Source organism: Candidatus Halocynthiibacter alkanivorans (genome assembly GCF_003333265.1).
Taxonomy (GTDB): Bacteria; Pseudomonadota; Alphaproteobacteria; order Rhodobacterales; family Rhodobacteraceae; genus Halocyntiibacter_A; species Halocyntiibacter_A alkanivorans.
Genome location: NZ_QOLB01000094.1, coordinates 1 through 15,322 on the forward strand (window position 1 = coordinate 1; position 15,322 = coordinate 15,322).

The 15,322-nt window shown below is 64.3% G+C and carries 13 protein-coding genes; 9 read left to right on the forward strand and 4 right to left on the reverse strand.

Annotation, left to right across the window (positions count from 1 at the left end; all coding sequences use genetic code 11):
• The 8 genes from DWA01_RS11460 to DWA01_RS11495 form a co-directional block, all read left to right on the forward strand.
• On the forward strand, window positions 1-1,135 hold a 1,135-nt coding region (locus tag DWA01_RS11460; RefSeq protein ID WP_114285981.1), incomplete at its 5' end, for a short-chain fatty acyl-CoA regulator family protein.
• 344 nt (window positions 1,136-1,479) lie between these two features.
• Window positions 1,480-1,851 carry a response regulator transcription factor gene (locus DWA01_RS11465; protein ID WP_114286028.1) on the forward strand — a complete coding sequence of 124 codons (372 nt, stop codon included), beginning with the start codon at window positions 1,480-1,482 and terminating at the stop codon, window positions 1,849-1,851.
• Entirely contained in the window at window positions 1,848-2,531 is a 684-nt protein-coding gene (locus tag DWA01_RS23590) for a hypothetical protein (protein WP_114285982.1), read from the forward strand. Before DWA01_RS11465 ends, DWA01_RS23590 begins: the two co-directional genes overlap by 4 nt.
• Window positions 2,531-5,260: an ATP-binding protein gene (locus DWA01_RS11475; RefSeq protein WP_114285983.1), complete on the forward strand. Its 2,730-nt coding sequence runs from the start codon at window positions 2,531-2,533 to the stop codon at window positions 5,258-5,260. The genes DWA01_RS23590 and DWA01_RS11475 overlap by 1 nt, the downstream gene beginning before the upstream one ends.
• Window positions 5,261-5,319: 59 nt before the next feature.
• The gene (locus DWA01_RS23870) at window positions 5,320-6,513 is read left to right on the forward strand and encodes a FliM/FliN family flagellar motor switch protein (RefSeq protein ID WP_114285984.1); all 1,194 of its coding nucleotides are present in this window, start codon (window positions 5,320-5,322) and stop codon (window positions 6,511-6,513) included.
• A 111-nt stretch (window positions 6,514-6,624) separates the two neighbouring features.
• Window positions 6,625-6,951 carry a TraR/DksA family transcriptional regulator gene (locus DWA01_RS11485; RefSeq protein ID WP_114286029.1) on the forward strand — a complete coding sequence of 109 codons (327 nt, stop codon included), beginning with the start codon at window positions 6,625-6,627 and terminating at the stop codon, window positions 6,949-6,951.
• Between the two features lie 90 nt (window positions 6,952-7,041).
• On the forward strand, window positions 7,042-7,233 hold the full coding sequence (locus DWA01_RS11490) for a hypothetical protein (RefSeq protein WP_114285985.1): 192 nt from the start codon (window positions 7,042-7,044) through the stop codon (window positions 7,231-7,233).
• A gap of 18 nt (window positions 7,234-7,251) precedes the next feature.
• Window positions 7,252-7,458, forward strand: a complete 207-nt coding sequence (locus tag DWA01_RS11495; RefSeq protein ID WP_114285986.1) for a hypothetical protein — start codon at window positions 7,252-7,254, stop codon at window positions 7,456-7,458.
• Between the two features lie 437 nt (window positions 7,459-7,895).
• On the opposite strand, the gene DWA01_RS11505 is transcribed toward DWA01_RS11495, so the two are convergent.
• The 3 genes from DWA01_RS11505 to DWA01_RS11515 all read right to left on the reverse strand — a co-directional run bounded on the left by DWA01_RS11505 (window position 7,896) and on the right by DWA01_RS11515 (window position 11,360).
• Complete coding sequence (locus DWA01_RS11505; RefSeq protein ID WP_114285988.1) at window positions 7,896-8,894, reverse strand: GGDEF domain-containing protein; 999 nt, start codon at window positions 8,892-8,894, stop codon at window positions 7,896-7,898.
• A gap of 871 nt (window positions 8,895-9,765) precedes the next feature.
• Entirely contained in the window at window positions 9,766-10,782 is a 1,017-nt protein-coding gene (trpD, locus tag DWA01_RS11510; protein WP_114285989.1) for an anthranilate phosphoribosyltransferase, read from the reverse strand.
• Window positions 10,779-11,360, reverse strand: a complete 582-nt coding sequence (locus tag DWA01_RS11515; RefSeq protein ID WP_114285990.1) for an anthranilate synthase component II — start codon at window positions 11,358-11,360, stop codon at window positions 10,779-10,781. The genes trpD and DWA01_RS11515 overlap by 4 nt, the downstream gene beginning before the upstream one ends.
• A 160-nt stretch (window positions 11,361-11,520) precedes the next feature.
• Between DWA01_RS11515 and DWA01_RS11520 the strand changes: the two genes are divergently transcribed.
• Window positions 11,521-13,113 carry a divergent polysaccharide deacetylase family protein gene (locus tag DWA01_RS11520; protein ID WP_114285991.1) on the forward strand — a complete coding sequence of 531 codons (1,593 nt, stop codon included), beginning with the start codon at window positions 11,521-11,523 and terminating at the stop codon, window positions 13,111-13,113.
• Window positions 13,114-13,801: 688 nt separating this feature from the next.
• On the opposite strand, the gene trpE is transcribed toward DWA01_RS11520, so the two are convergent.
• A complete protein-coding gene (trpE, locus tag DWA01_RS11525) occupies window positions 13,802-15,313 on the reverse strand; it encodes an anthranilate synthase component I (protein ID WP_114285992.1) in 1,512 nt (503 codons plus the stop codon).
• Between the last annotated feature and the right edge of the window lie 9 nt (window positions 15,314-15,322).

A 15,322-nucleotide genomic window follows, 5' to 3' on the forward strand; every position in this document is an offset into this window, starting at 1 on the left:
CGCAGCGGTGGCGGTGGCGGGGGGGGCAGCGGCGCCGGAAATGGACAAACTCGAGGATCTGGCCGGGCGATACCCGGGCTGGGCGGCGCTGATCCGGGCGCAGCACGGGCGCATTGCGGCGCTGGAACGCACGGTGGAAACTCTGACCGACCGGCTGACCCATGATCCGTTCCTGTCGGCGTCCCTGCATGAGATGCTGTCCAATGTGACAGCGATCCGCTCCAGTTCCGGCATTCTGGTCAACAGTGGTGACATCGATCCGGAATGGCAGGCGCGCTTTCACCGCAATATTTACGAGGACAGTCAGCGGCTGGCGGAAAGCTCGCGCGCGCTGGTGTCTTATCTGGATGCGGGGGCGGATGAGGACCAGGGCACCTCCGCGCCCCAGGATGAAGTGGATCAGTGGCTGCAGGACCAGGGCTGGCATGTGGCGGAGCTTGAGGGGCCGGGGCCGGCCTCGGTGGACACGGTGCTGGCAGAAGCGCCACCGCTGGACAGCCGGCCGGCGCGGAGTCTGGCCACAGCCTGGCTCGGGCGCTACCGCGAGGATGCATTACGCCTGCCGCTGCGCAGTTTCCGTACCCAGGTGGCGGCGTTGGCGGGCGATCCGGCGGCGCTGGCGGAACGCTTTGGCACCGACCTGGCCCGGATCCTGCGCCGGCTGGGCAGCCTGCCGGACGAGGCGGATACTAAAGAGGGCACGGGTGGGGCCGGGCCTTACGGGCTGGTGATCTGTGACGGGTCCGGCACGCTGACGCAGCGCAAACCGGCGGCCGGGTTTTCCCTGCCGCGTTTTGGCGCCGCCTGTCCGCTCTGGCCGCTGTATCAGGCGCTGGCGCGGCCGATGGTGCCGTTCCGGGCGCGGCTGGAACTGGCCGGGCGCGAACCGCGCCGCTTCATGGCCTGGGCGGTGGCGCAGCCGCTGGGGCCGCCGCGCTTTGACGCACCCCAGGTGCTGGAGGCCACCATGTTAATCCTGCCCGAAGACGCCTCGCAGCCGGGCAGCACCTCTGCTGCGGTGGCGGAGATGGCGGCGGGTCTGCCGCTGCAGCCGGTGGGCACCTCCTGCCGGATCTGCCCGCAGGCCGGTTGTTCTGCGCGGCGCGAGCCTTCAATCCTGGCGGAGGGGTTTTAGGCGGGCAGGGCGCGGCTCCGCCAGCAAGAGAGGCTGAAATAAAGAGATACAGCTGAGATGCAGCGTTCCAGCTGAGGCAAGGTTGTGATAATGAACCAGGGCAGAAATGCGCCGCTCCTGCACAGATGCGGCTGAGATGCGGCTGAGATGCCGCGATACGGCAGCATTACAGTTGAGATACCGGCGCGGGGATCTGGTTGGCCTTCAGCCGGGCTTTCAGGCAGGAAATTGAGCCGGATCGTGAACGGGGTTTTGACAGCAGCGCTTTCAGGCGGCTAGGATCGGGAAAAATCCGGCCCGTCATGCACGGGCGCTGCACAATCACACAGGGGGGAGATCGGCTGATGGGCAAACGCGTCCTGCTGATTGAAGACGAGCCAAATATCATTGAAGCCATCAGGTTCATTCTGTCGCGTGACGGCTGGGTGGTGGAAACCCATGCCGACGGGGCGACGGCGGCGCAGGCGGTGCGCGACAAGGCACCGGATCTGGTGGTGCTGGACGTGATGCTGCCAAACCGGTCGGGCTATGACATTTTGACCGAACTGCGCGCGGAGCCGGAGCTGGCGGCGCTGCCGGTGCTGATGCTGACGGCGCGGGGGCAGAAAAAGGACCGTGAGCTGGCAGAACGTATCGGTGCCAGCCGTTTCATGACCAAGCCGTTTTCCAATGCCGAAATGCTGGCGGCGGTGCGTGAGCTGCTGGAGAACGTGTGAAACGGGGGCTGGCGCCGCTTTTTCTGGAGCGCCGGTCGTACCGCCGCCGCCGGCTGTCGGACGCGGCGCGGGTGCTGCCGTTGCTGGGCATTTTCCTGCTGCTGATGCCGCTGCTCTGGGTCCATGCGGAGCCGGACAGCCCGGTGGGCACCGGTGAAACCACCCGCTATATATTTGCGATCTGGAGCGGGCTGATTGTTGCGGCCTGGGCCGTCTCCGCCGGGTTTGCCCGGGTGGGGGGGCGCGATATTAATGAGGAGAGCGGCATGTCCGCTGCCGGGCGTGTTGAACGGCCAGGGGCAACGCCGGGAGCCGGGCCCGGTGGCCGGTCCGGGGACAGCTTTGCTGCCACTAACGATGCCAGCCCGGATACCAGACCGGATGCAGGCGCCTCTTCCCTTGCTGGTGAACCGTATTCAGACGGGACCGGTGGCGCCGGGCGTGGCACAGAGGATGCGGGCACAGAGGACGCGGGCACAGAGGACGCAGGCACAGAGTTCGGCGGAACAGAAGATGGCGGCGCAGAGCATAGCGGCGCTGAAGAGGGGACCGCACAGGACGACGGCGTTGAAAGCTGGAGCGCGGAAGACGGCCGGACAGAGCACGGAGGCGCCGCACGCGGGGGCGGTGATGCGGCGCGGCGCGGCGGGCCCGCCAGTGGATCAGACGGGGCGTCATAATGGTTGCCTTTAACGTCCTGATCCTCGCCCTGGTGCTGTATGTGGCACTGCTGTTTAGCGTGGCGTTTATCGCCGAGCGCCGGGCGCGCGCCGGGCGGTTTGGCTGGTTGCGTTCGCCCTGGGTCTATACCCTGTCGCTGTCGATCTACTGCACCGCCTGGACCTTTTATGGCGCGGTGGGTTATGCGGCGCGCTCGGGGCTGGAATTTGTCACCATTTACCTGGGGCCGACGCTGGTGATGGTGGGCTGGTGGTGGGTCGTGCGCAAGCTGGTGCGCATCGGGCGCAGTCAGCGCATCACCTCGATCGCCGATCTGATTTCCTCGCGCTATGGCAAATCGACCCAGCTGGGAGTGATTGTCACCCTGTTGGCAGTGATCGGCACCACGCCGTATATTGCGCTGCAACTGCAATCGGTCAGCCTGTCGTTTTCGGTCTTTGCCCGCCAGGCGCCGGGACAGCTTTATCTGGCCGATCAGAACGCCACCGCGCTTTGGGTTGCGGTCGGGCTGGCGGTGTTCACCATTCTGTTTGGCACCCGCAATCTGGACGCCAATGAGCGCCACTACGGGGTGGTCACCGCCATCGCGCTGGAGGCGGTGGTCAAGCTGGTGGCTCTGGTGGCGGTGGGGGTGTTTGTGGTCTGGGGCATTGCTGGCGGGCCGGCCGACATTTTCGCCCGTATTGATCAGTCCGACATTGCCACCTGGCAGATGCGCCCCGGGCGCTGGGCGACGATGATATTCCTGTCGGGCGCGGCCTTTCTGACCCTGCCGCGCATGTTTCAGGTGCTGGTGGTGGAAAACACCGGCGAAGAGCACCTGTTCACCGCCAGCTGGGCCTTTCCGGCCTATCTGATGGTGATGAGCCTGTTTGTGATCCCGATTGCGGTGGTCGGGCTGCAGATGATGCCGGCGGGCGCCAATCCGGATCTGTTTGTGCTGACACTGCCGTTGAGCCTGGATCGCGGCGTGCTGGCGACGCTGGCGTTTCTCGGCGGGTTTTCCTCGGCCACCTCGATGGTGGTGGTGGCGGCGATTGCGCTCTCCACCATGGTGTCCAACCATATTGTGATGCCGATCTGGCTGAACATGAAGCGGCAGGGCGGCGCCACGATGTCGGGCGATGTGCGCCATGTGGTCCTGACGGCGCGGCGGGCCTCCATCGCCGGGGTTCTGGCGCTGGGCTATCTCTATTTCCGCCTCTCAGGTGGCTCCGAGGCGCTGGCCGCCATTGGCATCGTTTCTTTTGCTGGTGTGTCCCAGGCGCTGCCGGCACTGCTCGGGGGCATTTTCTGGCGTGGCGGCACCCGGGTTGGCGCGGCGGCGGGGCTGGTCACCGGCTTTGTGGTCTGGGCCTATACGTTGTTTCTGCCCTCGTTCGGCGCCGGGGCGATCCTGCCGGCGGAGCTGTTGCAATCCGGGCCCTGGGGTCTTGGCTGGTTGCGACCCCAGGCGCTGTTTGGGGTCAGCGGGCTGGACCCGGTGGTGCATGCGGTGTTCTGGTCGATGGTGCTCAATACGCTGGCCTATGTCGCCGGTTCGCTGATCAGTTTCCCGCAGCCGGTGGAGCGCTTGCAGGGGGCCCAGTTTGTCAATGTGTTTGAGCATTCCGCTGCGCTGCGGAGCGGGGCGCATTCCGGGGTGGCCACCGCCGAAGACCTGTTGGTGATGGCGCAGCGCATCATGGGGGCGGAACAGGCGCAGAGCCTGTTTCAGCGCGCCGCAGCTCAGCAGGGAAAACACGGCTATCTACCTGATACAACAATGGAATTTGTCGACAGTCTGGAGCGGGAGCTGGCCGGTTCCGTCGGCGCGGCCACGGCGCATGCGATGCTGAGCCAGATCGCGGCCGGGGCCTCGGTCTCGGTGGAGGATCTGATGGCGGTGGCGGATGAGGCGGCGCAGATTCTGGAATATTCCAGCCAGCTGGAGGCCAAATCCGAGGAGCTGAGCCGCACCGCGCGCCAGCTGCGGGAGGCCAACGAAAAGCTGACCGCGCTGTCGGTGCAGAAAGACGCATTCCTGTCCCAGATCAGCCATGAACTGCGCACGCCGATGACCTCGATCCGGGCATTTTCCGAAATCCTGATGGAGGGGCGCGCGCTGGAGCCTGCGCAGTTGCAGCGCTATTCCGGCATCATCCATGAAGAGACGCTGCGTCTGACCCGGCTGCTGGATGATCTGCTTGATCTGAGCGTGCTGGAAAACGGTCAGCTGACGCTGCAGCGGCAACTGGCCATGCTGGTGGATGTGCTGGACCGGGCGGTGGAGACCAGCTTTCCGGCCAATGAACAGCAGCTGATGCTGGTGCAGCGGAACCGTGCCCGCGAGGCTTTGCCGCTGTTCACCGACAGCGACCGGCTGCGCCAGGTCTTTATCAACCTGATCAGCAATGCGCGCAAATATTGCGATTCCGACACGCCGGAGCTGCGCATTGAAGTACAGCGGCGCGGCGACGATATCTTTGTGGATTTCATCGACAACGGCAGTGGTATCGCCACCGCCAGCCAGACGGTGATTTTTGAGAAGTTTTCACGACTCAGTGACCAGGCGGCGGCCGGTGGCGCCGGTCTGGGGCTTGCGATCTGCCATCAGATTATGGACAAGCTGGGCGGCAGCATCGCCTATCTGCCCGGCCAGGGCGGGGCGGCCTTCCGGGTGCGGCTGCCACGGCTGAAACAGCAGGCTGTCAATGCGGCCGGGATGGCGGTACAGCAGCAGAAATAAACCGCACGTTAACCATGTGATGTCAGGGTGACGGCTGAGTTGGGACGGATGTGCAACCTATGTCTGAGGACGAAACAGTAACCGCAATGCGGCGCAAAGCCGGGGCCGGGCGACCGCCGCCCGAAGTCACCGCCATGTCTCCGGACAAGGCCTGGCGGCTTGCAGTGGCGCGTGCGGCCGCAGAATTTGACGATCTTGTGGCCAGTGTCCGCGAGATTGCAGTGGCACGGCTGACGCTGGCGAAGCTGGATTCTGATATGCCGGACCCGGCGCTCTATGCGATGACCGAAGCGGCGGACGGCAGCCGTGGTCTGGTGATGCTGGACCCGGGTTTTGTCGCCGCGGTGATTGAGCAGACCACCATCGGCAAGGTGCTGGCGCGACCGGCGGAAGAGCGCATGCCAACGGCGACCGACGCGATCATGTGTTCCGAACTGGTCGACCGTATCGTGGCGATCTACGAGGAAATCCTTACGTCTTTCAATGCGTTGCCGGATGTTCGCGGCTATCGCTATGTGGCGCCATTCACTGAGAAACGCGCCATCGGGCTTGAACTGGACGACGTGCCTTACCGTTGTTTTCAGCTGAAAATTGATCTTGGGCCAGGGGGCGCCAAAAAGGGAAGGCTCTGGGTTGTTCTGCCCTGGAGCCTGCCGATGAGCCATGCAGAGGAGCAGGAATCCAGCAGCTGGAGCGGCGAGATGGAAGCCACGGTGTTGCAAACCGAGGCGGTCATCGAGGCGGTCTTGCACCGGTTCTCGCTGCCGATCGAAACAGTGCTGTCGCTGCAGGTCGGCGATGAAATTCCGGTGCCGCGTGCGGTGTTGTCGCGGGTGTCGCTGGTAGGCAGCGACGGGCGCCGGGTGTCTGGTGCACGGCTGGGCCAGGCCAATGGCATGCGCGCGGTGCGCATCCGGTTTGACGCGCCCGGCGAGGGTGCGACGGGCACCGATTTTGCGGTGCCGACGATGCCATCAATGGCATCGATGCCGCCGATGGGCGGGGCCGCGCCGGCGCCGATGGCCGGCATGGCTGATTTGCCCCCGCCAGGGGGCTTCCCGGCTGCGGGTGATCTGCCGCCGCTGGGAGACCTGCCACCTTTGGGCGATTTGCCGCCACTGGGAGATCTGCCTGCGCCAGGTGATTTTCCTGCGGCGGGCGGGTTGCCGCCTTTAGGGGATCTGCCGCCGCTGGGAGACCTGCCTCCGCTGGGCGATCTGCCACCGCTTGGCGACCTGCCGCCGCTGGACTAAGCTGCCGCGCACCCGTGCGACCCTGACATAATTGCCTGATCCCGTCCTTGATATTGCGCAAGGTCCGTTTAGCTTATCTGGTACATCATGGCGCAGGATAAGGAGGGGATCATGATTGAAATCACAGGTAAACGCGAGGTTTTGCAAGCGCGGCTGGCAGAGCTTGACTCGCGTTTGCACGAGATTGAAAGCAGTCTTGAGACCCGGAAATCCAACGATTGGGAAGAGGCGGCGGTCGAGCGCGAAGAAGACGAGGTTCTGGAGCGGATGGGCACCGCCGGTCAGACGGAAATGCGCATGATCCGGGCGGCGCTGGCGCGGATGGACGCGGGTGAATACGGCTATTGCACCGAATGTGGCGAAGAGATTTCACCGGACCGGCTGGATCTGTTGCCGGGCACGCCGTTTTGCAAAACCTGTGCCGCGAAGCACCGCTGAATGCTCAGATAGGTGATCGGGCCCGGCTGTGGTAGGCTGAGGACGGCTGGTGTTCCGGCCGCGCGGATGGTCGGCTAACGGGAGGATGAGATGGCCCATCGCAGACAAGATGAGATTGACGGTATTGTCGATGAGATGGTTGGTGACGCGGACCGCGCTGCCAGGCTGAAAGAAGCGTTGCATCAGAAACTGGACGGGTTGCAGGAGCCGGGCAAAAGGTTTGCGCCGCGGTCTGAGGCTGATGAGACGGAAGATGATTTGTGGGACAATTTGCCCGTGTGAGGGCAGAAAGGGGTGCGTATGGCCTTTGAAGCGTTGCGGGCGTCGGCCATGATGATCCTGGATGAAATCGCTAAATGTCCGGACGACCGCCATGTGCTGCAGGAGCAGCTTCGCGAAAAAATTGCAGAATTCCGCGGTCTGGGACTGCCGGTGCCGGAGGATCTGATCCGGTTTGAAGCCGAACTTTCTGAGGCGGACGCGCCGGAGATATTTCCGGGCAGCTGATCCGCTGCACTGCGCCGCACCCGCGAGCCGTCCGGCCAGGCTTGTGCAGGCTAAATCCGCGCAGGCATGTGCATGTAAGTACCGGGCGGGGGGCTGCAGAATGAAACGGGCAGCTACGCGCCGGCGGGACGCGGCCGGGCGCAAACTGAACACTCTGACACCCCCTCTCTGAACGATTTTCTCGCCCAGCCTGTTGCCTCCGTGGCGCTGGGAGGGTCTCAGCGGAAAAGCGGGAAAACCTGGCGGGCGGCGGGGGAACTCCCTGTGGAAACCGGGCTGACACTGGTGGCGGTGGCGGCTGTTTCTGCGGAAATATCAGCACCAGGTCTCTCTGTTCTGCGTGAGGCGTCTTTGATAGCCACTGCACCGGGCGCCAGGTCCGGCGGCGCATCGCCGGCTGCGGTTAACCCGGCATCCCTGTTGCCATCTTCATACACTCAGGCGCAGCGGACCTGATTGCGACCGCTGTTTTTGGCCAGATACAGTGCCTTGTCCGCATCGCGGATCCAGTGGCTGGTGCTTTGATCTGCGCGCACCTCTGCAACGCCGATGCTGACCGACACCGGCCGTCCGGTCAGAATGTCCGCCCTCTCGATGATCCGGCGCAGCTTTTCGGCCCGCAGCATGGCGGTTTTGCTGTCGCTCTTGTCCAGCAGCAGGATAAATTCCTCGCCGCCAAGCCGGAACAACGGCGCGGTCCCGGCACTGTTTTGCATCAGCAGATCGGCGACTTCACAAATCACCGCGTCGCCGGTGGTGTGGCCGAAACGATCGTTGATGCTTTTGAAATTGTCGATGTCGATCAGCAGCAAAGTGGCGGTCTGGCCGCCGTCGGAGAACTGGTCGGTCGCGTCCCGCAGGCAGGTTTCCATATGGCGCCGGTTGAAAACCCCGGTCAGCGGATCCAGCAGGCTTTGTTTGATCAGCCGCGTCTCCTGGCTTGAAATCACCCCGACCGCGACATTGAGAAACAGAATGGTAAGCCCGGCGCTGGCCACCAGGCGGATGACGATCTGGTGGTCCAGCATCGGCCAGGACATTGCGGCGGTCAGCCCGGTCAGGCTGAGCGCAAACAGGTTGGCGGTCGCGCGCGGCAGCAGGAAAAAACAGACGATCGCGCTGGGGTAGATCCAGAACACGCCGTAGAGGCCGAGGTAATGGATGCTGGCCAGATTGGTGGCCACCATCAGGACCAGCACCACGACGCCGGTCAGCTGGGCCTCTTTGCCGGCTTTGATTGCCAGCATGCGGGTGATGATGGCGACAATGAACAGCAGGATCAGCAGGCTGAGCACGTATTTGCCAAAGAACAGGTTTTTGATCGCCAGAGGGGTCATCAGGGCAATGCTGAGAGCGGAGAAAAGATTTGAAATGGAGGGGTTGAGAAAAAACGGGCGGATCCGGGTCCTGTCGCGCAGCGTCAAGGTAAATTCCAAACATCATTAATAAAATTTTCGCCAGGCTAACACCCGACAGCCTGCGTCACAAGCCTGTGCCCATCTGCCCTGAGGTCAGGGTTGCCTGATTGTGGCGTGCTAGTGTGCCGGTATTGCCAGCGACTATGCATACCGACACCGGGGCGCAGTGCGATTGGGGTGCCGTCGGGCCGGGGCGGCCGATGGGCAGTTGCGCAGCCTGACGGCTTCGCGGTGGGGGGCGCGTGGGACCACAGGTCCCACGCGCCCCCTCTGTCATGGTGTCCGGATGCCCGGGGTTGCAGACCTGCGGGTGTCTTTGGCGAACATAGGCTGAACCGGTGCGTTGCGGGCCAGTGTTGTTGCGACGCCGTGACCCGTACGGCAGGGCGGTTCCTGGTTCAGGGCTTGCCTTATCCGGCGCTGGCCGCGGTCTTGAGGCACAGGTGATCATCGGCGCCCGGGCGACGCCTGAGAGCTGCCGGGAGCGATTCAGCAAATTTGGCAGGGGGCTTGCGGGGGCAAGGCCCGCTGGCCAAAAACCGTCCATTGATGCCGCCCTGGCCTGCACCGAACTTATCGGAGCTGCACGGAGCTGCAAGGTCGGGGATATGCAGATTGGCACAAGGCGGCTGTGGGCGCGGCGCTGTCAGTGCGCCAGGCTCGGGGCCGGACATAGCGGCCGGACATAGCGGCCGGAAATGGCGGAAAACCTGGCCAGGTTGACGCGAGTCACCTGGCCAGGACGGGCGCGCCAAAAAGGGGAGAGATCCGCGCCGCAGCTGTCGCGGCTGCAAATTGCAGCAAATCCCTGCAATCTGACGCAGAACGGGCGTATGCAAAGCACCGCCTGTCGCAACAGGCAGCGTGTTGCGTCGTGTCGGGCGCCTTCTCAGCCGCCCTGGCTGATCCGTGCGAGACTTTGCAGCCGACCCATGGCCTGGCCGCTGTCGATTGCCTCGGCGGCAAGCGCAACACCCTGTTTCAGGTCCGTGGCCTTCTCTGCCAGCATCAGCGCCGCCGCCGCGTTCAGCAGCACCGCATCGCGGTAGGCGCCTTTTTCCCCGCTCAGCACCGCAGCCATCGCCGCGCCGTTCTGCTCCGGTGTGCCACCGGTGACGGCGGCAAACGGATGCACCGGCAGACCGGCCATTTCGGGGTGGATCTCATGCTCACGCACCACCCCGTTCTTCAGCTCAGCCACCCAGGAGCTGCCGGTGATGCTCAGTTCATCCATGCCGTCTGCGCCGTGCACCAGCATCGCCGCTTCTGATCCCAGCGCGGCCAGCACTTCCGCCATCGGGCGGATCAGATCGCGGCTGAAGGTGCCGGTGAGCTGGCGTTTGACCCCGGCCGGATTGGTCAGCGGTCCGAGAATGTTGAAAATCGTCCGGGTGCCAAGGGCCAGGCGCACCGGCATCACATGTTTCATCGCCGGGTGGTGCATCGGTGCCATCATGAAGGCAATGCCGGCCTCTGCCAGCGCTTTTTCCACCACTTCGGCATTGACCATCACTTCGACCCCGTTGATCGCCAGCGCATCTGCGGCGCCGGAATTTGAGGTCAGCTTGCGGTTGCCGTGTTTGGCCACAGGCACGCCGGCACCGGCGACGGTAAAGGCGGTGGCGGTGGAAATGTTCAGCGTTGGTTTGCCGGTGCCGCCGGTGCCGACAATGTCGATGGCCCCGGCGGGGGCCTGAACCGCGACACAGCGGGCGCGCATCGCCGCGGCGGCGCCGGTGATTTCGGCAACGGTTTCACCGCGGGTGCGCAGCGCCATCAGCAGCCCGGCGATCTGTGCTTCAGAAGCCGCGCCGGTGAACAGCACGTCAAAGGCGGTCTCGGCCTCAGCCCGGCTCAGGGCCCGGTCTGCGGCGAGGCCGATCAGCGGTTTCAGCAGGTCACTCATGCGTTTGCCCTCATTGTGTCCAGAAAGTTTTGCAACATGGCATGCCCGTGTTCTGAGGCAATGGATTCAGGGTGGAATTGCACGCCGTGCATCGGCAGTTCACGATGGGCCAGCCCCATGATGGTGCCGTCCTCCAGTTCTGAGGTCACTTCGAGGCAGTCGGGCAGGCTTTCGCGCTCCACAATCAGGGAATGATAGCGGGTGGCCTGCAGCGGGCTGGGCAGGTCTTTGAACACGGAACTGCCGTGGTGATGCATGCTGCCCATTTTGCCATGTACGATCTCGTGGCAGCGGGTGACGGTGCCGCCAAAGGCCTGGCCGATGGTCTGATGCCCGAGGCAGACCCCCATCAGCGGGATTTTGTGCTCTGCTGCTGCCGCGGTCAGTGCGAGGCAGATGCCGGCCTCGTCCGGGGTGGCCGGACCAGGCGAGAGCAGGATACCGGCCGGTTTCAGCGCCAGCGCGTCTTCCACACTCAGAGCATCATTGCGCCAGACCTGCACATCTGCGCCCAGTTCGCCCAGGTACTGAACCAGGTTATAGGTGAAACTGTCGTAGTTATCGATCAGAAGCAGCATGGCATCGCCTTTGGTGTGACGGGCAGGGCCCGCGAATTAAGAGAGTCTGAAACAGGGCTGTCCCCCTGCGTCTTTGTCCGGCTATACATGGTCATAAGGCAGTACCAGGGGTCAAGGCTTCAGCGCCGGGAAACACCTTGAAACAGGACGGAGAAGTCAGATGGCACGCGGAATATTTGCAGGAATTGTCTGGGGCGGGCTGGTCTCGTTTGGCGCCTTGTCGGTGGCCAGTCAGATTGGCGGATATGTCGTGCTGAATTCCGACGCGCCGCGGCCGCCGGCGATGGCGGCGCTGGCGCCGGATGTACCAGGGGGCGAAGACAGCCTGCCGGCGGCGCCGGTGCCATTGGTGGCGGATGTGCCGCTGGGAGACCCGGTGTTGCCGGTGGCTGATCCCAGCGCTGCGCCGGTGCCCGCCGGTGCTGACACCAGCCCTGCGGCGCGCCCGGCGCTGGTGCCAAACCCGCAGGCACCTGCCGCGCCGCCTGCGCCCGGTCTGATGCCGGATGTGGCGTTAAACCCGGTGCAGCCGGTGCTGCCATCGCCTGAAGCCATGGCACCGGTGGCCCCGGCCGGCGAGGTGACACCGGTGACGGTGGGGACCGCGCCTGATGCGCCTGCGCCCGATGTTTTTGGCGGCGCGGATATGGCCGGCGTGGTGGCAGAGACCGGCGTTCGGGCGGGGGCTGACACATCTGCCGTGCTGCAACAGGAAAACCCGCCCCACAGCAGTGCTGTGCCTGCCGGTGAAGCGGCAGCGGGCGATGTCGCGCCCGCACCGGCCGTAACAGAGCCTGCAACGACTGTCGTGCCGCAGGCGTCAGGTTCTTCTGCCGCATCCGACCTGAAATTGGCGCCGGAATCGCCGAAGCAAAGCACTGCGCCGGCGCCGCAGGGAAGTGCGGCGCGCGTCGCGCGGCTGCCCCGAATTGGTGACACAGGAACCGGTGCCAGCGGTGGCACACCCGGCAATGGCGACCCCGCGGTTGATTTTGGCGATGTGGCTGAGGCGTCAGACACCGGGGTCATGAGCAATCTGTCTCAGCAGGACGTGCCGGCGCGCACCGGGGTGGCGATCACCGATTTTGCCGCAGCGTTTGAAAATCCGCAGCAGCGGCCGCTGATGGCGGTGGTCTTGCTGGACACCGGCGAGATGCAGCTGAGCGCAGCTGAGCTTGCGGCTCTGCCGTTCCCGGTCAGTTTTTCGGTGGATGCGAGCCGGGCGGACGCAGCGGTGCGGGCAGCGCAGTATCGCGCCGGCGGCTATGAGGTGCTGGCCCGGGTCAGCCTGCCGCAGGCGGCCAGTGCGTCGGATGCGGCTGTGGCGGTGGAAGATGCCCGTCGTCAGGTGACAGAAGCGGTTGCGCTGATGGATGTGGCGCGCGGCAATTTTCAGCTGTCGCGTCCGGTGGCGGCCCAGATCGTGGCCTCCGCCGCCCAGTCGGGTCTCGGGCTCCTGACTTACGCGCGCGGGCTGAATGCGGCGCAGCAGGAGGCCGCGAGCACCGGCACCCCGGCGGCGCTGGTGTTTCGTGAGTTTGACAGTGCCGGCCAGGATGTGGCGGCAATGAAACGGTTTTTGGATCAGGCGGCGTTTCGCGCCGGGTTGCAGCCTTCGGTGATCATGGTGGGCCATCTGCGGCCTGAGACGCTGCAAGCGCTGGCGGAATGGCGGTTTGGCAACCGCGCTTCCCGGGTGGCGCTGGCTCCGGTCTCTGTCGCTTTGCTGGCTGGGGTTGCGGGCGGCAAATAACCAGGCCACAGGCCAATTAAAAGGAGTGGCCTCGCGGCCACGCTGGTCTTTTTAGGGGCGTCCGGGGCCAGCCAGGCGCCCTTTTTGCATTGTTGTTGCGGGTGGCACGGTCTGGTTCTTGAGACGGGTGCACAAAATCTCTCTGGCGCAGAGGGGGCGCTTTGCGCAGGCCCGGCCGGTTCTTTTGCGGCGCCTTAAAACGGGTGCCAGAACAGGAGCGGGCGTTGTTCCGCCGGTGCTGCCACAGAGACCGGGCGATGATGTCACCGTGCTGCAAAGCTGGGGCGGCGTTGCTGTCGCCCGTTTTTGCAGCCAATGTCTTTCTGCTTTGTGAGCGGGCAGGGAGAAATGCATTTCAGAAAGTTGCCCGGGTCTCACCCAAACGGAAATCCGTTTGCGCTGCCGCCCTTCGCCCAATGTCCCTGACAGATCCTCCGGCGCGTTCAAGTGAAATGACGGTGTCCCCGCCTGGCGGCGCGGAGCCTCCGTAATTTCACCTGAGCGCTTCGCCGGATCTGTCTGTACGGGACCGGCGAAGGGCGGCTCCGAAACGGAAACCCCCAGGCGCAGCCGGTGCCGTCTTATAGCGCGCCAGTGCCAAAATTCGCCTCTTGCCGCGCGTTAGCGCGGCGCGGCCCAACGCGGGCGCGCTCAGTTTACTGAGTGGGGCGGGGGCGGGAGTTTTCCTTTACCCGTTGCCACGGGCAAAACGGCCGGCGTTTTGTGCGGCAGCGCGGATGGCTTTGGATTTGTTCACCGTTTCCTGAAACTCAGCTTCGGGGTCTGAATCATAGACCACACCGCCACCGGCCTGGATGTAGAGTTTTTCATCCTTCACCACCGCAGTGCGCAGGGCGATGCACATGTCCATATCGCCATTGGCCGAAAAATAACCCAGACCGCCGCCATAGACGCCGCGTTTCTCCGGCTCCAGCTCGTCGATGATTTCCATAGCGCGCACTTTGGGTGCACCGGACACGGTGCCGGCGGGCAGGCCGGAAAGCAGCGCGGAGAGCGCGTCATGTTCGTCCGAGAGTTCGCCGGTGACGTTGGAAACAATATGCATCACGTGGCTGTAGCGCTCGATGATGAACTGCTCGGTGGGTTTCACCGTGCCAATTTTGGAGACTTTGCCGGTGTCATTGCGGCCCAGATCGAGCAGCATCAGATGTTCGGCCAGCTCTTTGGGGTCCGCCAGCAGGTCCTGTTCCAGCGCTTTGTCCTCTGCAGGTGTGGCGCCGCGCGGCCGGGTGCCGGCGATCGGGCGGATGGTGACTTCACCGTCAAACACCCGCACCAGAATCTCCGGGCTGGCGCCCACCACCTGAAAACCGCCGAAGTTGAAGTAGAACATGAACGGCGACGGGTTGGTGCGGCGCAGCGAGCGGTAGAGTGCAAAGGGTGGCAGCGGAAAGTCCTGGGTCCAGCGCTGCGACGGCACACATTGAAAAATGTCCCCGGCGCGGATGTAGTCTCTGGCTTTTTCCACCGCCGCTTTATAACCCTCATGGGTGAAATTTGAGGTCAGTTCCGGCAGTTGCACCGCGTCGCCGAGCGTTGAGCTGGCATCATGTGGCGCGCGTTCCATGTCGCGCACCGCGTCCATCACCCGCTCTGCCGCCTGCGCATAGGCCGCGCGGGCCGAGAGGCCGGAGCCTGCCCAGGCCGGTGACACCACGATCACGTCGCCCTGCACCCCGTCGAGCACAGCCACCACAGAGGGCCGCAGCATCACCGCATCGGGCAGGCCCAGCGGATCCGGGTTCACATCGGGCAGATGTTCCACCAGCCGTATCATGTCATAGCCGAGATAGCCAAACAGCCCGGCGGAGGCCGCCGGCAGATCCGCAGGCAGATCGATGCGGCTTTCGGCGATCAGGGCGCGCAGGCTGGTGAGCGGGTCGCTGGTCTCGTCGACAAACGCTTCGGGATCAAAGCGGGCCTGACGGTTGATGCGGGCGGTGGTGCCGTGACATTGCCAGATCAGATCGGGTTTCAGCCCGATGATGGAATAGCGTCCGCGCACTTCGCCGCCAGTGACACTTTCCAGTATAAAGGCGTCTTTGGCCGCATCCGCCAGTTTCAGCATCAGCGAGACCGGCGTATCAAGATCGGCGGCCAGGCGGCTGTAGACCACCTGGGATTTGCCCGCGTTAAAACCGGCTTCGAAATCGTCAAAAGACGGGGTCAGATTGGCCACAGGTCAGAT